Source organism: Paucibacter sp. JuS9, assembly GCF_044043925.2.
In the GTDB taxonomy this organism is placed as follows: domain Bacteria; phylum Pseudomonadota; class Gammaproteobacteria; order Burkholderiales; family Burkholderiaceae_C; genus JAUASW01.
Genome location: NZ_CP194172.1, coordinates 117,204 through 137,728 on the forward strand (window position 1 = coordinate 117,204; position 20,525 = coordinate 137,728).

Sequence of the window (20,525 nt, forward strand, 5' to 3'; positions counted from 1 at the left end):
CTTTCGATGCTCCCTGCCGTCAATCGCAAGCTGCTGCTGGGCCTGGAAATCCTTGGCGCCTGGCCCATCGTGATGCTGGCCGGCGTGCTGCACACGGCCTCGTTCTCGCCCGGACTGGCCTGGCCGCTGCAATTGCTGGCCCTGGCCATGCTGGCGCATGCCAGCTGGGATGAAACGCCAGCCCGCGCCGCTCGACATGGACTGCTGTTCGGGTTGGGCTGGATGGGCTCGGGCCTGTGGTGGCTCTACATCAGCCTGCATGATTTTGGCCACCTGCCGGGTGTGCTGGCCGGCGCGGCGGTGCTGCTGCTGGCCTTCGTTCTCTCGCTCTACTTCGCTGCGGCGCTCGCCTTGGCCGCCAAGCTGCGCGACCAGCGGCCGGCGGTGCATGCGTTGATCTGGGCCAGCTGCTGGCTGGTGGCCGAACTGGCGCGGGCGCAATGGTTCTCCGGCTTTCCCTGGATCGCCAGCGGCTATGCCCATGCCGTGGGGCCGCTCTCGCACTGGGCGCCCTGGATTGGCGTGTATGGCATCACCGCGCTGGCGGGCCTCGTCGCTGCCGGCGTTGCGGCGGCCCTGCGGGGCAGTGGCCGTGTGCTGATGGGCGCACTGCTGCTGATGGGGGGCGGCCTGCTGCTGCCGCAGCAATTCACCGAATCTGCTGGCAAGCTGAAGGTCTCCCTGCTGCAGCCCAATGTGCCGCAGGACCAGAAGTTCGACCGCGCGCTGATCGAGTCCAACCTGGAGCAACTGCTGCGCCAGATCGAATCGGCGCAAGGCCAGCTGGTGGTGACGCCGGAGTCGGTCGTGCCCTTGCCGATGGACTGGATGCTCGAGCAGTACCCGCTGCAGGTCGAACGGATCAAGCGCGCCGCGGCCGGGCATCCGCTGCTGCTGGGCACCTTCCTCGGCAATGAGCGCGAGGGCTTCGTCAACTCGCTGCTCGCGCTGGGCACGCCGCAGCCCTACAGCTATGGCAAGCGCCACCTGCTGCCATTCGGCGAGACGATTCCGCCGGGCTTCGCCTGGTTTGTCCATGCGCTTGGCATTCCTATGGACAGCCAGGCGCGCGGCCAGCATCAGCGCGCGCTGGCCATCGGCGGCCAGCTCGTTCGTCCATTGATCTGCTACGAAGACCTGTTTGGCGAGGACTTCGTCGACAGCGCGCAGGCCGGCCCCGAGGGCGCGACGGTCCTGCTCAATGTCAGCAACCTCGCCTGGTTCGGCCCGGCCATGGTGCAGGACCAGCACCTGCAGTTCTCGCAGATGCGGGCGCTGGAGTTCCAGCGGCCCTTCATCCGTTCGACCAATACCGGCGCAACGGCAGTGCTCGATCACAAGGGCCAGGTGACTGCCCGGCTGCCCGCGGTGGTGCGCGATGTGCTCGAGGCCGAGGTCGAAGGCCGGCGCGGCGCCACGCCCTATGCCCGCTGGCTCGGCAGCGTCGGCCTGTGGCCCTTGTGGGGGCTTGCGGTGCTGCCGCTGGTGCTGGCCTGGCGGCGCCGGCGAGCGCGCTGAAGGGCCCACCTTAGAATCCGGGTCAATATTGTTGTCACAGACTGCGACCCCCACATGCTGAGCTTCCAGCAAATCATCCTGACCCTGCAGGACTACTGGTCCCGCCAAGGCTGCGCCCTTTTGCAGCCCTACGACATGGAGGTCGGTGCCGGCACCAGCCACACCGCCACGTTCTTGCGTGCCCTCGGCCCCGAGCCCTGGAAGGCTGCCTACGTGCAACCCAGCCGGCGCCCCAAGGACGGCCGCTATGGCGAGAACCCCAACCGACTGCAGCACTACTACCAGTACCAGGTCGTCTTGAAGCCCGCGCCGGCCAACATCCTCGAGCTCTATCTCGGTTCGCTGGAAGCGCTGGGCTTCGACCTGAAGAAGAACGACGTGCGTTTCGTCGAAGACGATTGGGAGAACCCGACGCTTGGCTGCTGGGGCCTCGGTTGGGAAGTCTGGCTGAATGGCATGGAAGTGACGCAGTTCACCTACTTCCAGCAGGTCGGCGGCATCGACTGCAAGCCGATCACCGGCGAGATCACCTACGGCCTCGAGCGCCTGGCCATGTACCTGCAAGGCAAGGACAGCGTCTACGACCTGGTCTATGTCGAGGGCAAGGATGGGGCTCCCGATATCAAGTATGGCGACGTGTTCCACCAGAACGAGGTCGAACAGTCGACCTACAACTTCGAGCACAGCGATGTGGACTTCCTGCTGCAGGCCTTTGCCGCGCACGAGAAGCAATCGAAGTACCTGATGGAGCAGTCGCTGGCGCTGCCGGCCTATGAGCAACTACTGAAGGCCGGCCACAGCTTCAACCTGCTGGATGCGCGCGGTGCGATCAGCGTGACCGAGCGTGCCGCCTATATCGGCCGCATCCGCAACCTGGCGCGCGCCGTGGCGCAGAGCTATCTGGAAAGCCGGGCACGCCTGGGCTTCCCGATGGCGCTCAAAGAGCACGCCGATGAAGTCCTGGCCCAGATCGAGAAGAAGAAGGCAGCCTGAGCATGTCCACCAAGAATCTGCTGATCGAACTTTTTGTCGAAGAGCTGCCGCCCAAGGCGCTGAAGAAGCTCGGCGAATCCTTTGCCGGTGTGCTGGCTGACAGCCTGAAGGCGCAAGGCCTGGTGGCTGACGATGCGGTGGCGACTTCGTTTGCATCGCCGCGGCGCCTGGGCCTGCATCTGACCCAGGTTTCGGCCAAGGCCGCAGACCGCGCGGTGCAGCAAAAGTTGATGCCGGTGGCCGTGGCGCTTGATGCATCGGGCAATGCAACGCCTGCCTTGCTGAAGAAACTGGCCGCGCTGGGGGCGGACGCCAGCGTCGTGCCGCAACTCAAGCGCGCACCAGACGGCAAGGCCGAAGCCCTGTTCCTGGACCAGCTCGTGGCCGGTGCCACGCTGGCGGAGGGCTTGCAGAAGGCGCTCGAAGAAAGCCTGGCCAAGCTGCCCATCCCCAAGGTCATGACCTACCAGCTGGCCGATGGCTGGAGCGATGTGAAGTTCGTGCGCCCTGCCCATGGCCTGGTGGCCCTGCATGGCGCGGAAATCGTGGCTGTTCAGGCGCTGGGTCTGAAGTCTGGCCGCGTGACGCGCGGTCACCGCTTCGAGGCGCTGACCGAGGAAGTCAGTGTTGAAAGCGCCGACACCTATGCGTCGCAGATGCGCGAGCAGGGCGCCGTGATCGCGTCTTTCGCCGAGCGCCGCGCCGAGATCCTGCACCAGCTCAATGCCGCTGCCGCCAAGGAAGGCCTGAAGCCCATCGACGACGAAGCGCTGCTCGATGAAGTGACGGCCCTGGTCGAGCGCCCGAACGTGCTCACCTGCCAGTTCGAGCCCGAGTTCCTGGCCGTGCCGCAGGAATGCCTGATCCTGACGATGAAGGCCAATCAGAAGTACTTCCCGCTGCTGAACGGCGAGGGGAAGCTGACGCACAAGTTCCTGGTGGTGTCCAACATCTGCCCGACTGATGCCAGCGCCGTGACCGGCGGCAATGAGCGCGTTGTGCGCCCACGCCTGTCGGACGCCAAGTTCTTCTTCGACCAGGACCGCAAGAAGACTCTGGCCGAGCGCGTCCCGGGCCTGGCCAAGGTCGTCTATCACGGCAAGCTGGGCACGCAGGGCGAGCGCGCGGAGCGCGTTCGCGCGATCTCGCATGCCATCGTCAACATGCTGCGCATGGCGACCGTGCCCTTCACGGTCGCGGCCAAGGAAGAATTCGATCTGCTGGATCACAAGGCCCAGCAGGCTGCGCAATTGGCCAAGGCCGACCTCCTGACCGACATGGTCGGCGAGTTCCCCGAGCTGCAAGGCATCATGGGTGGCTACTACGCCCGTCATGAAGGCCTGCGCGACGGTGTTGCCATCGCCATCGAAGACCATTACAAGCCGCGCTTCGCGGGTGACGCACTGCCGCGCAACCAGACCGGTACCGTGGTCGCGCTGGCCGACAAGCTGGAGACCCTGATCGGCCTGTTCGGCATCGGCCAGCTGCCCACCGGCGACAAGGACCCGTTCGCGCTGCGCCGTCATGCGCTGGGCGTGGTGCGCATCCTGGTCGAGAAGAACCTGCCCTTGCCGCTGCCCGAGCTGATCGCGGCGGCCGTGCCGGCCTTTGGGGACCTGATCGAGAACCCGAGCGTTGCGCTCCTGAGCTTCTTCTCCGACCGCCTGGCCGTGTCGCTGCGCGAGCAGGGTTACAGCGCACAGGAAGTCGATGCGGTGCTGGCGCTCGCGCCCGCCCGCCTGGGTGAAGTGCCGCTGCGCCTGGCCGCCGTGCGCGCCTTTGCCGCCTTGCCCGAGGCCGCATCGCTGGCCGCTGCCAACAAGCGCATTGCCAACATCCTGAAGAAGATCGAAACGCCGGTTGCGGCGCGCATCGACGAATCGCTTTTGAAGGAGTCCGCCGAGCAGGCGCTGGCTGCCGCGCTGAGGAATGTGCAGCCGCTGGCCGACGGCTTCTTCCACAATGGCGAGTACGCGGCGTCCTTGCGCGAGCTGGCGGCCTTGAAGGCGCCGGTCGATGCCTTCTTCGACGGCGTGATGGTGAACGCCGAAGACGAAGCCTTGCGCGCCAACCGTCAGGGTCTCTTGAAGACGCTGCATGAGGCGATGAACCGCGTGGCCGATCTGTCTCGCCTGGCGAGTTGAAACGAGGACCGACATCCATGGGCATGCGTTCCGATCACGGCCACGGCACCAAGCTGGTCATTCTGGGCCGGGACGGGACCATCAACCAGTACCGCGACGACCATGTGAAGTCGGCCGAGGAGCTCAACCCGCTGCCCGGGGCGCTGGAAGCGGTAGCGCGGCTCAACCATGCCGGCTGGCACACGGTGATGGCCACCAACCAGCCCGGCATCGGCCGCGGCCTGCTGGACATGGCCTCGCTGAACGCGGTGCATCTGCGCCTCAACCAGTTGCTGGCAGAGAAGGGCGGGCGGCTGGACGCGGTGTTCTTCTGCCCGCACACGCCGGATGAAGGCTGCAACTGCCGCAAGCCCCTGCCGGGCCTGGTGCAGCAGATCGGCGCACGCTTTGGCGCGGACCTGGCGCAAGTGCACATGGTCGGCGCCTCGCTGCGCGACCTGCAGACGGCCCATGCCGCCGGCTGCGTGCCGCACCTGGTGCGTGGCGACAGGCTGTCGAGCACCGACGCGGCCACGATCGACGCGCTGCTGGCCCAGGTGCCCGGCAGCCAGATGCATGACAGCCTGGCGGCCTTTGCCGACTGGCTGATCCAGGACGAACGTCGCGCCCGGGGCGATCTGCGCGATGCCGATTCACGCCCCGGAGATTTGAGCTGATGATTCTGTTGTACGCGCTGCGCTCGGCGCTGTTCATCGCGTGGCTGGCCCTCACGGTCGTGCCGGTCGCGCTGGCGGTGCTGCTGGTGTCGGTCTTCGTGCGCGGCAATCCGGTCTACTGGACTTGCGTGTTCTGGCTGCGCCTGGCTGTTTCTGGTGCACGACTCATCTGTGGCGTGCGCTGGCGCATCCAGGGCATGGAGCATCTGCCGACCGCCGAGCAAAGCCAGTCGGCCGTCATCCTGCTGGCCAAGCATCAAAGTACCTGGGAGACTTTTGCCTTCCCGACCCTGATGTCGCATCCGCTGGCCTATGTGTTCAAGCGCGAGCTGCTCTACATCCCCTTCTTCGGCTGGGCCATTGGCCGCACCGACATGATCCATATCGACCGCAGCAAGCGCGCGCAGGCCTGGGCGAAGGTGGCCGAGCAGGGCAAGCAGCTGGCGGCTCGCGGCATCTGGGTGATCATGTTCCCTGAGGGCACGCGCATTGCACGCGGTCACAAGGGCGACTACAAGACCGGCGGTACCCGCCTGGCCATCGAAACCGGCGTGCCGGTCGTGCCGATCGCGGCCACCTCGGCCCGCTGCTGGCCGCGCAGGAGTTTTCTGCTGCGCCCCGGTGTGGTCGACATCTCCATCGGCCGGCCCATACCGTCGCAAGGCCGCGAGCCGGCCGAACTGATGCGCGAGGTGGAAGGCTGGATCGAGGGCGAAATGCAGCGCCTGGATCCCGAGGCCTATGCACAGCCCGCGCAGCCGCGCAACACGGCCCTCACTGCCTGAGTGGACGCCGCCATGCTGAAGAAACTCGCCGGCCTGCTGCAAACCCAGCTGCCGCTGTTCGAGGCCGAACCACCGCCCCTCATGCGCCCCGGCCGTGGCGAGCCCGGCCCGGTGGCGCCGCGTGCCCGCGAGCTCCTGCTGGGCGAGCACCGCGTGGCCTACGAGCTCAAGCGGGCGCGGCGGCGCAGCATCGGCTTCGTCGTCAATGCCGAGGGTCTGCGGGTCAGCGCGCCGCGTTGGGTGACCATCCCCGATATCGAGATTGCCTTGCAGCAGAAGCAGGACTGGATCCTGCGCAAGCTCGTGGAGCAGCGCGAGCGCCAGCGCCGGGTCGAGGCCGCGCGCATCGAGTGGCGCGATGGCGGCGAGCTGCCCTATCTCGGCCGAAAGCTGCGCCTGTCATTGCAGCCGCAGCTCAGCGGTGTTCATCTGCAGGAGCCCGTCGAGCCTGGCAACGCGGCACTGCTTGCCATCGGCCTGCCGCTGGCGGCTGAAGCGGCGCAGATCCGGGACGCAGCGCATGGCTGGCTGCAACGCCAGGCCAAGGCCTTTTTCCAGCCGCGCTGCGAGCATTTCGCGGCGGCGCTGGGTGTGTCGATGAAGTCCTTGCGCCTGTCCTCGGCCCAGACCCGCTGGGGCAGTGCGAGTGCCGACGGTTCGGTGCGACTCAACTGGCGCCTGATTCATTACGCGCCTTCGACGATCGACTACGTCGTCGCCCATGAGCTGGCCCACCTGCGCGAGATGAACCACAGCCCGCGCTTCTGGGCCGTGGTGCGCTCGGTGCTGCCCGACTACGAGCAGGCCAAGGGCCTTTTGCGTGAAGAAAGCCTCGCTGCCTTCGGTGATGAAGCGCTTTGACCGGCTCCGTCCCACTTAAGGGGGGTTGTTGGGGGCGCTGGTGGGCTTCAGACTCGCGGCCACAAGCTGTCATCACCATGCGTTTGCTTGACCAGGACGCACCAAGAACGGGAACGCCGCCGGCTATTCAGGGATGCCGGCGGCGAATTCCTCTCCCGCAACAGCAACTCAATCAGCCGGGCTGAATCGATAAACGCCATCTGCATCCAGATGGCGTTTCAGTTTCCGGGCCCGCCACAGCGCATTCAGGTGCGCGACCGACTCTCCCATCGCAAACGTCGTCTGGTGCAGGTCCAGCTTGCGCTTGAACAAGAGATCCAGCAGCTCGGCCGCATGGCAGGGCTTCTCGGCGCAGGCTGCCCGCACTTCGTCCAGCCGCTCGCGGTGATGCTCCTGCAACTGGTCCACGCGCGCATGCAGGCCGCGGAATGGCTTGCCATGCGAGGGCAGAACCAGGGTCTCGCGCGGCAGCGGCAGCAGCCGCTCCAGCGAGTCGAGATAGAGGGTCAAGGGGTCGGCCTCGGGTTCCACGTCGACCACGGACACGTTGGTGGAGATGCGCGGCAGCAGCATGTCGCCCGAGATCAGCAACTGGCGCTCTTCGCAGAACAGGCTGATGTGTTCCGGCGCATGGCCATAGCCGACCATGCAACGCCATGGCTGGCCGCCAATATCGATCAGCATCCCGTCCATCAGTCGCCGGTACCTGGCCGGAATGCTCGGCACCATGCTCGGGTAGTAGCTGGCGCGGCCGCGGATCTTGGCCAGCGAGTCGGGGTCGGTCAGTCCATGGCTGCCAAAGAAGGCCGCGGCCGTTTCGCCACCCATGCCCACGGTGGAGGCGCTGGCGACGCGCGCGAGGTTGTAGTCGGTCGCGCTGATCCACAAACGGCACTGCCATCTTTCAGTCAACCAGGCCGCGAGACCCATGTGGTCGGGATGGAAATGCGTGACGATGACGCGCAGCACCGGCAGGCCATCCAGATGATGGGCGAAGACCTGTTCCCAGCAAACGCGCGTGGCATCGCTGCTGATGCCGCAGTCGACGATGGTCCAGCCGCCTCTGCCATCGATCTCGTCGCGCAGAAGCCAGAGATTGATGTGGTCCAGCGCAAAAGGCAGTCCCATGCGCACCCAGCGCAGGCCGGGCTGAATCTCCAGCACCTCGCCGGGCAAGGGCAGGGCGTCGCCCAGCGGATAGTCAAGTTCGTGTTCGCGCGGATTGGCCATGGTCGGGACTGCCTTAGACTTACGTTTACGTCAACGTTAGTCAGGCCAGTGTAGCCATGCCCCAAGCGCCCCGCTCGACCTCGCCCGTGCAGGCACCTGAAAGCCAGGGCCGGCTGTTCACCATCACCGAACTGGCGGCCGAGTTCGACATCACGCCGCGCGCCATCCGCTTCTATGAAGACATGGGCCTGCTGGAGCCGGCCCGCGCCGGCCGCAACCGTGTCTACACGCACCGCGACCGCACGCGGCTCAAGCTGACCCTGCGCGGCAAGCGCCTGGGCTTGTCCCTGCAAGAGGTCAAGCAGCTCGTTGACATGTACGACTCCGAGAGCGGTGCAGCGCCGCAGTTGAAGGCCTTCCTGGACGTGCTGGCCCAGCACCGCCGGCAGCTGGAGCAGCAGCTCGACGACATCGAGGTCACGCTGGCCGAGATCTCCCAGCATGAAGAGCGCTGCCAGGCGCTCCTGGCCGACGCCGACAAGCGCTGATTCGAATTCCCATGCAGGCCTGAACCTGCCCCTCATCTGCCCTCGCCCGGGGCTTGCGAGAGCCTGATTGCATATGTATAGTAAATCGGACATTAAATCCGGTAAACCAGACACCATGCCCTTGATCCTCCTGCTAGCCCTGCTGTCCATGCTCACCGGCGCCAGCCTGGCCAGCGGCCTGCTTTCGGCGCTGCCGCTGCGGCCCGGCTTGATCGGCCTGGCGCTGATGCTGGTCAGCGCGGCGCTGGCCCGCCGCCATTGGCAACGCAGTGCGCATGGGCCGGGTTCGCTCGAACGGAGCTGCTGGCATGGCCTGCTCAGCTACAGCCTGTTGGCGGGCCATCTCGCGGCCTTGCTGTGGCGCATGGGCCCGGTGCTGGACATGCACAGCCTGCGCGGCCATGCGCTCGCCATTGACAGCTGGACGCTGATCATCGGCGCGCTCCTGAGCTGGCAGGTCGCCCGCGACCCGGCGCCGCGGCGCGATGAGCGCGATGCGCAGTTCGCGGCCCAGGCACTCAGCGGGAGCTGGTATGCGCTGCTCTTCTTGCTGCTGCTCTTGATCCTGGCCCTGGGCTTTGGCGAGCGCACCGTCGTGGCCGACTTCAACCAGCCCTTGCTGGCGCATCTGCTGATACTCATCGTCACCCTGGCCTGCGCCTTCCATCAGGCCGCGCAGCTGCGCCTGTACCGGCTTGAAGCGGCAGCCGAAGCGGAGGCGGCATGAGCAGTGTGAGTGGCGGCAAGCCAGCACCGGCCACGCCTGTCGACAACCAGCTGCGGCGCCTGCGCTTTGAGCATGGCGAGATGACGCAGGATGCGCTCGCACGCGCCGTGGGCATCACGCGGCAGACCATCGTCGCGCTGGAGGGCGGTCGCTACGCGCCATCGCTGGAGCTGGCCATGCGCCTGGCCCATCTGTTCGGCCGCAAGGTCGATGAAGTCTTCTTCTGGCGCGATGGCGCGCCGCCGCCTCTCTGAGGATTCTTCATGAGCTTCAACACCATGCGGTGGCGCCACCGCGCGCCACTGTGGCTTGCTGCCGCCCTCTGTTGCTGGGTCCTGTTCCGCCTCTTTGAGCCCCTGCTGGTCTACAGCATGGGTTGGCAGGACTTGCCCGACCAGGCCGAGCCCGCCCGGCGCTGGGCCGACCCCGCCTGGCAGGTGAGCGCCGATCAGGCCGATGCAGCGCTCTCGCAGGCGCGCCGCCGGCTCGATGCGCCGGCGCTGTCGGCCGCCGTGATGATCGACGGCCAGCGGGTGTGGGCCGGTGCGGTCGGCCTGGCCGATCTGGATGCCAGGCGCCCGGTTGATCTGGAGACGCGCTTTCGGCTGGGTAGCAGCTCCAAGGCCGTCAATGGCTTTGCGCTGGGACTCTTGATGGAAAGCGGGCGCATCGACATCGAGCGCTCGATACGAAGCTACCTGCCGGAGCTGCCCGCCGCCTACGACCCTGTCACGACCCGGCTGGCGATCAGCCACCGAGCCGGCGTGCCCGACTACGGCCTGTGCCTGTGCTTCCCGATCTGGGAGCACCGCAACCAGCGGCATTTCAATGGCGTGCGCGAGGCGCTGGCCGTGTTTGACCAGCGCCCCCTGCTGTTCACGCCCGGGGAGGACTTCAAGTACAGCAGCTACGGCGCCAACCTGGCCGGCGCCGCCATCGAGGTGGCGGCCGGGCGCGACTATGGCGAGTTCATCACCGAAGCCGTGTTCAAGCCGCTGGGCATGCAGAACAGCGTGCTCGACATCAAGTCAGCCGTTGACCCCCGGCGCGCGGCTTTCTATGAGGTCACCGAAGGCCGCTACAAGCCGGCCGAGCCGGTGGACAACAGCATCCGCTATCCGTCCGGCGGCATGCTGTCCACACCTTCGGACATGCTGCGGCTGGGCCAGGCCTGGTTTGAAGGCGATCAGCTCAGCGCCGCCACACGGGCGAGCCTGCTGACGGTCCAGAAGCTGGCGAACGGCAAGGAGAATCCGCAAGGCTATGCGCTGGGCATGCGCGTGGCCGAGCAGCGCAAGCTCCTGGACGGCCGCCTGCAGACCCGCCTGCTCAGCCATCACGGCACGGCGGTGGGCAGCACCTCCTACTTCGCCATCTATCCCGAGTACCGCATGGTGGTCTCGGTGATGATGAACAAGGGCCAGGAGAACCTCGATGCACTCGCGCCCGAGGCCAGGCGGCTGGCCGAGATATTTCTGGCAGAGCGCTTGAAACGCTGATCGACTTCAGCCGGCCCGCCGGCAACGGACCCGGCCTCAATGCATCGTCTGTCGCGCCATCCAGGCTCTCAGCTCGTGCATCGGCATGGCCTTGGCATAGCGCCAGCCCTGCGCCACGTCGCAACCCTTGCTGCGCAGAAAGTTTGCCTGGGCCTCAGTCTCGACGCCTTCGGCCACGATCTCCATGCCTATGCTCTGGCCGAGGTTGATCACGGTCTCGGCATAGGCGTCGCCTTGAGGCTCACCGATCTGGCAGACAAAGGCGCGGTCCACCTTCAGGCAATCAATCGGCAGCGTCTGCAATTGCGACAGCGATGAATAGCCGGTACCGAAATCATCCATCGCCACGCGCGCACCAACGGCATGCAGCGCCTGCAGGCCTTCGACCACCAATTGGGGGTCGTCCATGGCCACGCTTTCGGTCACCTCCAGCTCCAATGCGCCGGCCGGCATGTCGTGGCGGTCTATCAGCTCGCGTACCAGCTCGGTCAATTGCGAGCTGCGGAACTGCAAAACGCTGACATTGACGCTGACCCGCGGCGGCGCATTGGCCAGGCCTTGGAGCTCGGTCCAGTCGTTCACCGCCTGTTCCAGCGCCCAGGCGCCGATTTCCTCAATCAGGCCGGCCTGTTCGGCCAGGGCGATGAAGACATCGGGAGACTGCACCATGCCACCTTCGCCGTCGGGCCAGCGCAGGAGTGCTTCCATGCCGATCATCCTGTCTGTGGCTAGCAGCACCTGTGGCTGATACCAGACCTCGAGCTTGCGCGCGGAGAAGTCGCCGCGCAGCCGGCGCAAGAGGGCCAGCCGCGTCTGCACGCCGGCCTCCATCGCAATCTTGAAGGGCAGGCCGCCCCGGCCCAGGCCCGCCTTGGCCACTTCCAGCGCAATATTGGCGCGGCGCAGCGCAGCCTGGCCATCGCCCTCGTGCTCGTCCAGCGAGTACCAGGCCTGGGTCACAGCCACGGGCAGGCGGTGCTCTCCGGCGGCCAGCGGCGCCTCCATCAGCTGCTTCACGCGCTCTGCATTGACCAGGGTCGCCGGCCCCAGCAGGGCGAAGACATCGCTGCCCAGCCGTGCGAGCTTGACCTGCTCTTCAAACTCCTCGCCCAGGCGGGCTGCCACGGCCCTCAGCAAGGCATTGCCGACTTCATGGCCCAGGCCGTTGTTGAGCTCGGCGAAGCGCTGCACGTCCAGCAAGAGCAAGACGTGGCCGGCCCTGTCGGTCAAAGCGTCCAAGTCCCGCAGGAATTGCAGGCGGTTGGGCAGGCCGGTCAGCTTGTCGTAGAAGGCCAGCTTGTTCAGTTCACCGATCAGGTGCAGGTTGCCGAAGTAGGCCGAGATGTTGGTGGCGAAAACTTCGACCAGCTGGCGGTCCAGCAGGGCCAGCTCCCGGCTGGTCTGCAGGAACACGGCCGCCTCCTGCTCGCCTGCCGAGACATAGAGCACGGTGGCATCGCTTGAGAACTGGTGCTGGCGACTGCTCAGGCATTCGGTGACTGCCGTGCGGATATGTGCCTCGTCCAGCTCTTCAAGCGGCCGGGAGGCGTAGTCGGCCAGGCGCCCGGCAGCGCTGATCACATAGAAGCTGTCCGCATCCTCCCCGTGCTCGGGGCGGCCCCGGTGTGCGCAGACGATGCCTTCCTTGGGCAAGCCCAGCAAGGCAGCAAGCTGGGTGAGCACGCCTTCAGCGAAGCTGTACATCGCATGCCGCTCCATCAGGTCGGCCGCTGAACGGACGATCAGCTCCAGGCCGCGACGGCTCTCTGCGATGGTGCGGATCTGCTCGAAGGAGCGCAGTGCCGCCGTGGCCGCCGTGATCAGGCGCGTGTGGGTCAGCTCCGACTTGGTGCGGTAGTCGTTGATGTCATAGGCGTCGATGATGGGCAGCTCGGGCGCAAAGCCCGGCTGGCCGGTGCGCAGGATGATTCGGCACTCGGTCATGCCGCAGTGCTCGCGGATGTGCCGTACCAGCTGCAGGCCGGCCTGCTGGCTTTCCATCACCACGTCCAGCAGCACCAGTGCGAAGTCGCGGTCGTGCGCCAGGAGCGCCCGGGTTTCGACGCCGGAGTGCGTGTGGACCAGCTGCAGGGGACGGCCAAGGATTTCGATGCGGCGCAGGGAGTAGCGGGTGGCCTCGTGTACTTCCTCGTCGTCGTCCACGACCAAGATGCGCCAAGGCAGCGGAGCAGCCCGTGCCTGGCCGGCTTCGTCTTCTTCCGTGTCCTCGATCAGGTCGATCCGATCGTCGTCGGCCATGGGCGCGCTCCTTCTGGAGAGCCCAGTTTGCCCAAGCACAGGCCGCTGTCAATCACCCGAGTTGTGCCTCACGGGCTACCGGGCCGAGCGCCGGGCCGCCCCAAGCCGGCCCGCGCTGACGAGGGGCTCACACTCATGCCGCCATGGCGTCCACGAGGATGCGCCCGTCCAGCAGGCGCAGCGTGCGCGAGGCCTGGGCGGCATGCGCTTCCGAGTGCGTCACCATCACCAGCGTCGTGCCTTCGTTGTTGAGCTCGCGCAGGATGCGCATCACTTCCTCGCCGTGCAGGCTGTCGAGGTTGCCGGTGGGCTCGTCGGCCAGCAAAAGGGCGGGGCGGGCCACGATGGCGCGCGCAATGGCCACGCGCTGCTGCTGACCGCCGGAGAGCTGCGAGGGCCGATGGCTGGCGCGATGGCTGAGGCCCAGTCGAGCCATCGCCTCGTCCACGCGCTTGCGCTGCTCGCGCGCCGGCAGGTCGCCGTACTCCAGCGCCAGGGCGATGTTCTCGGCCACGCTCAGCTCGTCGATCAGGTTGAAGCTCTGGAACACAAAGCCGATGCGGCCGCGGCGCAGGCGGGAGAGCTGGGCTTCGCTCCAGCCGGCCACGTTCTCGCCCTCGAACCAGTACTCGCCGCTGCTGGCCGCATCGAGCAGGCCGAGGATGCCCAAGAGCGTGGACTTGCCGCAGCCCGACGGCCCGGTGATGGCCAGGTACTCGCCGGTCTCGATGTCCAGATGGATGCGGTCCAGCGCGGTGGTCTCGACTTCGCCCGCCTGATAGGTCTTGGAGAGGTTGCGGATCTTGAACATGGCTGTCTTCTTTCTTGTCTTGAATCAGGGTTGCAGGCGCAGTGTGCTGGCCTGGAGAAAGGGGCGGTAGCTGGAGGTGATGACGCGCTCGCCGGGCTGCAGACCGTCGAGTACCTCGATCAGGCCGGCAGCGCGGCGGCCGAGGCGCACCTTGCGCCGCTGCGCCTCGCGGCCGCTGGCATCGAGCACGAAGACCCAGGCACCGCCGCTGTCGGCCAGGAAGGGGCCTTCGCCGAGCAGCAACGCGGCGCTGGCGGCGCCCAGCGTGAGCCGGCAGTCCAGGCTCTGGCCCACCTGCAGCGCAGGCGGTGCTGCATCGAAGGCCAGCTCGACGCTGAAGCGCCCTTCCTTCACTTGCGGGTCGATGCGGGCAACGCTCAGCTGATGCCGCTGGCCGCCGATCTCGGCCGTGGCGCGCTGACCGGTGGCGACACGGCCGAGATGGAACTCGTCCACCTTGGTGACCAGTTTGAATTGCGCCGCGCTGTCGATGCGGCCGAGATGGGCGCCGGGGCGCACGGTCTCGCCGACCTGCAGGCTGAAGCCGGTCAGCCGGCCATCGGCGGGCGCGCGCACGCTCAATGCGTCGGTGGAGGCACGCTGCGATTGCAGCCGCTTCTCCAGGCCTAGCACCGCGCGTTCCATCTCGCGCAGCGATTGCTCGCGCGTGGCCAGCTCGGCAGCGCCATCGGCACGCAGCTGGTCGAGCAGGCGCTGCTGCTGGGCCAACAGCTCGATCGAGTCCTGCAAGGCCGAGGGCGAGATGAAGCCCGACTTCGCGAGCTCCACCGTGCGGCTGTTGTTGCGGCGGGCCGTGGCCAGCTCGAACTCGGCCTGCGTCAAGGCGCGACGCTGCGCGGCCTGGGCCGCCACCCATTGCGAGCGCAGGCTGGAGAGATTGGCCAGCTGCTGCGCCACCTCGGACGAGCGCGCCAGCAGCTCCTGCTCGCGCTGAGGGCTGGAGAGGCGGAACATCAGTTGCCCGCGGGTCACGGCGGCGCCATCGTGGACGAGCACCGCCTCGACGCGGCCGTCCTCGACCGAATCGAGCAGCACCGATTGCAAGGGCGCCACAGTGGCGCGGCTGACAAGGTCATCGCGGAACTGGCCGGCAGCCACCGTGCTCAGGTCCACGTCGGACAGCCGCACCGGCGCGCCCAGCGAGAGCAGCGAAGGTGCCTGCCAGAGCAGCAGGCCCAGCAGCGCTGCCGCGCCTGCGCCAATGACGGCCCGCCGGGGCCAGCGCGGCTTGGCTGGCCGCTGCCGGTCCATGGCCGCGCCGCTGTTGGGCGTTTGAGGAAGGGGGCTGGCGCTCATGACCACGCCTATTGAAGTGCCAGCGAAGGACGCAAGGCGAAGGCCGCGCGCAGCTGTCGTGCCGTGGCCAGCGTGGTCAACACGGCCAGCAGCCCGGCAGCGAATACCAGTGGCCAGAGTCCCAACGGCGCCCGCGCCACAAACTGGCCCAGGTAGAGGTGGCCCACCCACCAGGCGATGGGCAGGCCCAGCAGGCAGCCTGCTGCCACCACGGCGCCGAAGTCACGCATCAGGAGCAGGAGCACGGCGCGGTGGCCGGCACCATGGAGCTTGCGCAAGACGATCTCGCGGGTGCGCAAGCGCAGGGTGTAGGTCGCCAGGGCGTAGATGCCGATGCAGGCCATCAGGAGCGCCACGCCCGCCGCCGTGGCAATCAGCCAGCCCAGGCGCCGGTCTTCTGCGTATTGGCGCGCGAGCTGCTGGGCCACGGTCATGACTTCTATCGTTTCGTCGTCCACCCATTGCTGCAGCAGCGGCTTCAGCGCGGCGCGTGTGGCCGCGGCATCGCTGGTGCGCAGGCTGATGGCGTTCAAGGGCTTGCTGGTCGGCTCGAACAGCGTCGGCTGGTGCGCTTCGCGGGTGCTCTCCAGATGGATGTCCTCGACCACGGCAACGACCTGCCGGTCCCGGCTCTCGTTGAACTGGCCGCCCTTGAGCGTCTGGCCGATCGCGTCCTGAGGGCTGGCGAAGCCGAGCGCCAGCGCGGCCGAGCGCTCCAGGACCAGGGCCTTGTCCGTCTCAGCCAGGTGATCCGTCGAGAGACGGCCGGCCAGCAGGCGCGCGCCATAGAAGTCGAAGAAGCCCGGCCCGATCTCGTTGCCCACGCGCACGCTCACCGGGCCCTTGGGGCCGCTGAACTCGCTGAAGTTGCTGCTGAAGTTGCGGCCTGGCACATCACGGCTGCTGGTCACGGCCTGCACGCCTGGCAATTGCTTCAGCCGCTGCAGCAGGGCGGGCTGCTCGGCAGGGCCGCGACCGAAAGGCAGGTCGAAGGCCAGCCGGTCCTCGACCTGGATGCCCAGGTCGCGGCTGCCCGCATGCTCGTTCTGCCAGAGCACGGTGCATGCCAGTGCCGCCAGTGCCGCCGCAGCGGCAAACTGCAGCAGCGTCAGGGCACGGCGCAGCCAGCGGCCGGCGCGGCCTTCGCTGTGCTGGCGCCCGGCCAGCGAAGCCGCGCAAGGCAGGCGCATGGCGATGCCTGCCAGCGGCGCGCCGGTCAGCAAGCCCAGCAGCAGGCAAAGCACAAAGGTGCCCGCCACGGTGGCCGGGCCGAGTAGCGCGGTGTCGAAATGGTGCTGCATCAGGGACTCGAAAACCGGCGCGGCCCACCAGGCCAGCAGCAGGCCCAGTGCACCGGCCAGTACGGCCACCAGCAGGGCCTCGCACAGGAACTGGACGAGCAGTTGCGAGGCGCTCGCGCCGAGCGATTTGCGCAGGCCCACTTCGCGCTGACGCCGCAGCGTGCGAACGCTCGAGAGGTTGACGAAGTTGATCGCCGCCAGCAGCAGGGCCGCGAAGGCGGCAACGCCGAAGCTGAGCATCTGCAGGCGCCGCTGCGGGCTGCCGGCGCCCTGCCAACCGTAGTCGCTGAAGAGGGTGGCGCGGAAATAGGCCGCCTTGCCGCCGCCCGCCAGGAAGTCGGCCGGCATCTGGGGCGGCAGCGGTTGCGCGTCGTGCATCGCCTGTGCGCGCTCGGCCAGTTCGGTGGCGGTGGCGCCGGGCGCGAGGCGGGCGAACAGCGAGGCATTGCCCCACCACCAGCTGCGCATCTGTTCTTCCGCCGACTTGGCCGGCGGCGAGCCGAAGCCGGCGACGAGCTCATAGTCGCCCAGCATGCTGTTGCGGCTGGGTGTCGGCAGCAGGGCCTGGACGGTCAGGCTGATCTTGTAGGCACCCTCGGGCCCCAGGCCGTAGACCTGCACCTGCTTGCCCAGCGCGGCCTGGCTGTCGCCGAAGAGGCGCTCGGCGCCGGCCACCGTCAGCGCCAGGCCTTCAGGGTTGTTGAGCGCCGCTTTCAGGTCACCGGCCAGCGGCTTCAGCGGAAAGATCTCGGCCAGTGCAGGGTCGCTCAGCAGTGCCTGCACCTGCGCCGCACGGGCCCCGACACGCAAGCCGACCTGCACCTGGTACGCGCGCGCCAGGGCCTCCACCGGCGCCTTGCTGTCCTTCAACCCTTGCGCCAGCGCGCCGGCCGGCACCGAGTCGAACCATTCGGTCTGCTTGCCGCCGGGACCGCGCACCCGCCATTCGAAGCTGATCAGCCGGTCTGCGCCGGGCAGGGCGGCATCGGTCCAGAGCTTGTCGCGCACAAAGGCACTGGCCAGCACGGCCATGGCAATCGCCACGGCCAGCCCGACCACGACGATAGCGGCATAGCCCGGGTCACTGACCAGTTGGCGCCAGCCCACGCGCAAGTGCCGGGCCAGGGAATGAGGATGGATGTTCATGGGCGCTTCATTGCAAGTCCCGGGCCAAGGAATGGCGCCCCATGAATCAAGCACTTGGGCGGCTCGTGGGCGCCGACTGTCCACCGCCGGACAAGGGCGACTGTCCGGATCCGGACAGTCGATTGCCGCCATGTCGCCACCCCTGATATGGTCGCGCTCCGATGACTGAAGCCGCCCGCATCCTCGTGCTCGACGACGACCCCGACGTGGGCACCGCGGCGCGCCTGCTCTTGCGGCGCCGCTTTGGCAGCGTCGAATTGCTCACCCGCCCGGCCGAGCTGCTGCCGCAGCTGGAGCGCGGCCCGGCCGATGTGCTCCTGCTGGACATGAACTTCACGCCCGGCCGCTCCGATGGCGAGGAGGGACTGCGCCTTTTGCGCCAGGCGCTCAGCCGCGTTGACGCGCCGGCCGTGGTCATGATGACGGCCTATGCCGAGATCGACCTGGCCGTACAGGCCTTGAAGCTCGGCGCCTTCGACTTCATCACCAAGCCCTGGGACAACCAGAAGCTCGTGGCCACCGTGAACGCGGCGCTGGCCAGCCGGCAGCCGCGCGTGGCAGCGTCGAGCGGATCGCTGCTGCTTGGTGAATCGGTGGCGATGCGCGAGCTGCGCGCCCTGATCGCCAGCGTTGCGCCCACCGAGGCGAATGTGCTGGTGCTGGGCGAAATGGGCTCGGGCAAGGAACTGGTGGCGCAGGAGATCCATGCGCGATCCAAGCGCGCCGGCCAGGCCTTTCTGGCCGTGGACCTCGGTGCGCTGCCCGAAACGACGATGGAAAGCGAGCTTTTCGGCCACCGCCGCGGCAGCTTCACCGATGCGCGCGCAGACCGCCTGGGCCGCTTCCAGGCGGCACAGGGCGGTACGATCTTCCTGGACGAGATCGGCAACCTGCCCCTGCAGCACCAGGCCAAGCTGCTGACCGCGCTGGAGCGCCGCGAGGTCACAGCGCTGGGTGCCGACCGGGCCGAGGCCATCGACGTGCGCGTGGTCAGTGCCACCAATCTCAGCGAGCGGGACCTCTTCGACGCGCAGCGCTTCCGGCCCGACCTGCTGTACCGGCTCAACACCATCGTGCTGCGGGTGCCGCCGCTGCGCGAGCGGCGCGACGATATCGCGCTGATCGCCAATCACTACCTAGGAAAATACGCGGCTCAGTACGACAAGCCGCCGCGCTCCTTGTCGGATGCGGCAGTCGATGCACTGCAGCGCCACGACTGGCATGGCAATGTCCGTGCGCTTCGCCATGCCTGCGAGCGTGCGGTGATTCTTGCCACCGGTGCACGCTTCGAGCCGGGCGACTTCTGCTTGCAGAGCCCGCCGACGGCGGCCGATGCCGGCCCGCGCATGGCCTCGCTGAACGAGCGCGAACGCGCTGCACTGGACGAGGCCTTGCGCGAGGCCCAGGGCAACATCAGCCAGGCCGCGCGCTTGCTCGGCCTGAGCCGGGCTGCCCTCTATCGCCGGATGGAGAAGCATGGCCTCTAGTCGCATGACCCGCTGGCGCCGCGGCCAGGTGGTGCTCGCCGGCCTGGTCTTGATGCTGGCCGCTGCCCTGGCGGCGCGCTGTCTGGATTCGCCGCGCGTGCTGGCCGTGGCAGGCGTTTTTGCATTGGCCGCACTGTTGTTGGCCTGGCGCGGCCTGGCCGGCCTGCGCGCGGGTGCATCGCCTCTCGTCGTGCAGCCGGCTTTCGCCAGCGAGGCCGAGCAGCTGTCCCAGCGCCTGGGCCTGATCGAGAGCCAGCTGGCGCAGGCGCCGGTGGCCTTGTGGACGCACACAGCTGGCGCTGGCGTTCAGCCGCTGAATGCGCGGGCGCATCGCTTGATTGCACCGGGTGGCGCCGTGGATCGCAGTGAGCTGCTCGCCCGGCTGGCGGCCGCTGAGAGTGGCGCTGCCCATGAGCTCTTGAGCATCGCCACCGAACGCGGCAGCGAGCGCTGGCTGCTGGCCGGCAGTGCACTCAACCTGGCCGGCACGCAGACCCGGCTGCTCGCGCTGATGCCGGTGGAGAGCGAACTAGAAGCCGAGACCTTGCGGGCCTGGCGCCAGCTTGTGCATGTGCTGACCCACGAGATCATGAACTCGCTGACGCCGATCGCCTCGCTGTCGCGCACCGCGCAGGAGCTGGTGGCCGAGTCGGAGCAGCCCGATCCGGACCTGACATTGGCGCTCGAAGCCGTGGCTCGCCGTGCCGAGGCCTTGGCGCGCTTCGTTGCCGACTACCGCCAGGTCAGCGACTGGCCCGAGCCGCGCCTGGAGGTGGTGCCCTTGCGCGCGCTGCTGGACCGGCTGGACGCGCTGGTCGGCGAGAGCTGGCGAGCACGGGGCGGCACGGCCACATTCGAGCTCGATGAGCCGACCCTGAGCCTCAGGGCCGATCCCGGCCAGCTGGAGCAGGCACTCCTGAACCTGATCAAGAACGCTGCCGACGCCACGGCGACCCAGGCCGCACCGCGCCTGCAGCTGCAGGCACGCCAGGTGCGCGGCGGCCGCCTGCAGATCAGCGTGCTCGACAACGGCCCCGGGGTGCCGCCAGGCCTGGAGACCGACATCTTCCTTCCCTTCTTCAGCGCCCGCCCCGGCGGTTCCGGCATCGGCCTGGCGGTGGTGCGCAACCTCGTTCATGGCATGGGCGGAACGGTACGTTGCCTGCGGCCGCTGGGCGGTGGGGGCTTGTTTGTCCTGAGTTTCTGAGGCAGGGCGTGCATGGCGTGATCATGCGCAATGGCGTGGGCCTGCATTTCTGGGCCTGCCGGGAGCGCCCCAACCGCGGCAGAACGCCAGCTGCCG

At 67.7% G+C, this 20,525-nt stretch carries 17 protein-coding genes; 12 read left to right on the forward strand and 5 right to left on the reverse strand.

Going from position 1 to position 20,525, the window contains the following annotated elements; all coding sequences use genetic code 11:
• Nucleotides 1-6: 6 nt before the first annotated feature.
• From lnt to ABT392_RS00495, 6 genes are read left to right on the forward strand one after another with little or no spacing between them, the layout of a single operon-like run.
• Complete coding sequence (gene lnt, locus ABT392_RS00470) at nucleotides 7-1,518, forward strand: apolipoprotein N-acyltransferase (RefSeq protein WP_395384405.1); 1,512 nt, start codon at nucleotides 7-9, stop codon at nucleotides 1,516-1,518.
• A 54-nt stretch (nucleotides 1,519-1,572) separates the two neighbouring features.
• Nucleotides 1,573-2,511 carry a glycine--tRNA ligase subunit alpha gene (glyQ, locus tag ABT392_RS00475; protein WP_334279250.1) on the forward strand — a complete coding sequence of 313 codons (939 nt, stop codon included), beginning with the start codon at nucleotides 1,573-1,575 and terminating at the stop codon, nucleotides 2,509-2,511.
• A 2-nt stretch (nucleotides 2,512-2,513) separates the two neighbouring features.
• On the forward strand, nucleotides 2,514-4,655 hold the full coding sequence (glyS, locus tag ABT392_RS00480; RefSeq protein ID WP_334279249.1) for a glycine--tRNA ligase subunit beta: 2,142 nt from the start codon (nucleotides 2,514-2,516) through the stop codon (nucleotides 4,653-4,655).
• A 17-nt stretch (nucleotides 4,656-4,672) separates the two neighbouring features.
• Entirely contained in the window at nucleotides 4,673-5,311 is a 639-nt protein-coding gene (gene gmhB / locus ABT392_RS00485) for a D-glycero-beta-D-manno-heptose 1,7-bisphosphate 7-phosphatase (RefSeq protein ID WP_334279248.1), read from the forward strand.
• Complete coding sequence (locus tag ABT392_RS00490) at nucleotides 5,311-6,096, forward strand: lysophospholipid acyltransferase family protein (protein WP_395384403.1); 786 nt, start codon at nucleotides 5,311-5,313, stop codon at nucleotides 6,094-6,096. Before gmhB ends, ABT392_RS00490 begins: the two co-directional genes overlap by 1 nt.
• Nucleotides 6,097-6,108: 12 nt before the next feature.
• Entirely contained in the window at nucleotides 6,109-6,957 is an 849-nt protein-coding gene (locus ABT392_RS00495) for a M48 family metallopeptidase (protein WP_334279246.1), read from the forward strand.
• 168 nt (nucleotides 6,958-7,125) lie between these two features.
• On the opposite strand, the gene ABT392_RS00500 is transcribed toward ABT392_RS00495, so the two are convergent.
• A complete protein-coding gene (locus ABT392_RS00500; RefSeq protein ID WP_395384402.1) occupies nucleotides 7,126-8,187 on the reverse strand; it encodes an MBL fold metallo-hydrolase in 1,062 nt (353 codons plus the stop codon).
• 56 nt (nucleotides 8,188-8,243) lie between these two features.
• Here ABT392_RS00500 and ABT392_RS00505 point away from each other — a divergent pair, with 56 nt between their 5' ends.
• From ABT392_RS00505 to ABT392_RS00520, 4 genes are all read left to right on the forward strand, one after another.
• Nucleotides 8,244-8,675: a MerR family transcriptional regulator gene (locus tag ABT392_RS00505; RefSeq protein ID WP_334279244.1), complete on the forward strand. Its 432-nt coding sequence runs from the start codon at nucleotides 8,244-8,246 to the stop codon at nucleotides 8,673-8,675.
• A gap of 115 nt (nucleotides 8,676-8,790) precedes the next feature.
• Nucleotides 8,791-9,402: a hypothetical protein gene (locus ABT392_RS00510; RefSeq protein WP_334279243.1), complete on the forward strand. Its 612-nt coding sequence runs from the start codon at nucleotides 8,791-8,793 to the stop codon at nucleotides 9,400-9,402.
• A complete protein-coding gene (locus tag ABT392_RS00515; protein ID WP_334279242.1) occupies nucleotides 9,399-9,656 on the forward strand; it encodes a helix-turn-helix transcriptional regulator in 258 nt (85 codons plus the stop codon). The genes ABT392_RS00510 and ABT392_RS00515 overlap by 4 nt, the downstream gene beginning before the upstream one ends.
• A gap of 9 nt (nucleotides 9,657-9,665) precedes the next feature.
• The gene (locus ABT392_RS00520; RefSeq protein ID WP_395384401.1) at nucleotides 9,666-10,901 is read left to right on the forward strand and encodes a serine hydrolase domain-containing protein; all 1,236 of its coding nucleotides are present in this window, start codon (nucleotides 9,666-9,668) and stop codon (nucleotides 10,899-10,901) included.
• 36 nt (nucleotides 10,902-10,937) lie between these two features.
• Here ABT392_RS00520 and ABT392_RS00525 read toward each other — a convergent pair whose 3' ends face one another.
• The 4 genes from ABT392_RS00525 to ABT392_RS00540 form a co-directional block, all read right to left on the reverse strand.
• The gene (locus ABT392_RS00525; RefSeq protein ID WP_395384400.1) at nucleotides 10,938-13,160 is read right to left on the reverse strand and encodes a putative bifunctional diguanylate cyclase/phosphodiesterase; all 2,223 of its coding nucleotides are present in this window, start codon (nucleotides 13,158-13,160) and stop codon (nucleotides 10,938-10,940) included.
• A 133-nt stretch (nucleotides 13,161-13,293) separates the two neighbouring features.
• On the reverse strand, nucleotides 13,294-13,971 hold the full coding sequence (locus ABT392_RS00530) for an ABC transporter ATP-binding protein (protein WP_334279239.1): 678 nt from the start codon (nucleotides 13,969-13,971) through the stop codon (nucleotides 13,294-13,296).
• 24 nt (nucleotides 13,972-13,995) lie between these two features.
• On the reverse strand, nucleotides 13,996-15,288 hold the full coding sequence (locus ABT392_RS00535) for an efflux RND transporter periplasmic adaptor subunit (RefSeq protein WP_395384399.1): 1,293 nt from the start codon (nucleotides 15,286-15,288) through the stop codon (nucleotides 13,996-13,998).
• A gap of 8 nt (nucleotides 15,289-15,296) precedes the next feature.
• Nucleotides 15,297-17,735 (reverse strand): FtsX-like permease family protein, encoded by a 2,439-nt coding sequence (locus ABT392_RS00540; RefSeq protein ID WP_395384398.1) that lies wholly within the window; start codon nucleotides 17,733-17,735, stop codon nucleotides 15,297-15,299.
• A 161-nt stretch (nucleotides 17,736-17,896) separates the two neighbouring features.
• Here ABT392_RS00540 and ABT392_RS00545 point away from each other — a divergent pair, with 161 nt between their 5' ends.
• Both ABT392_RS00545 and ABT392_RS00550 read left to right on the forward strand, forming a co-directional pair.
• Nucleotides 17,897-19,222 (forward strand): sigma-54-dependent transcriptional regulator, encoded by a 1,326-nt coding sequence (locus tag ABT392_RS00545; protein ID WP_395384397.1) that lies wholly within the window; start codon nucleotides 17,897-17,899, stop codon nucleotides 19,220-19,222.
• Entirely contained in the window at nucleotides 19,212-20,429 is a 1,218-nt protein-coding gene (locus ABT392_RS00550) for a sensor histidine kinase (RefSeq protein ID WP_334279235.1), read from the forward strand. Before ABT392_RS00545 ends, ABT392_RS00550 begins: the two co-directional genes overlap by 11 nt.
• Nucleotides 20,430-20,525 lie beyond the last annotated feature (96 nt).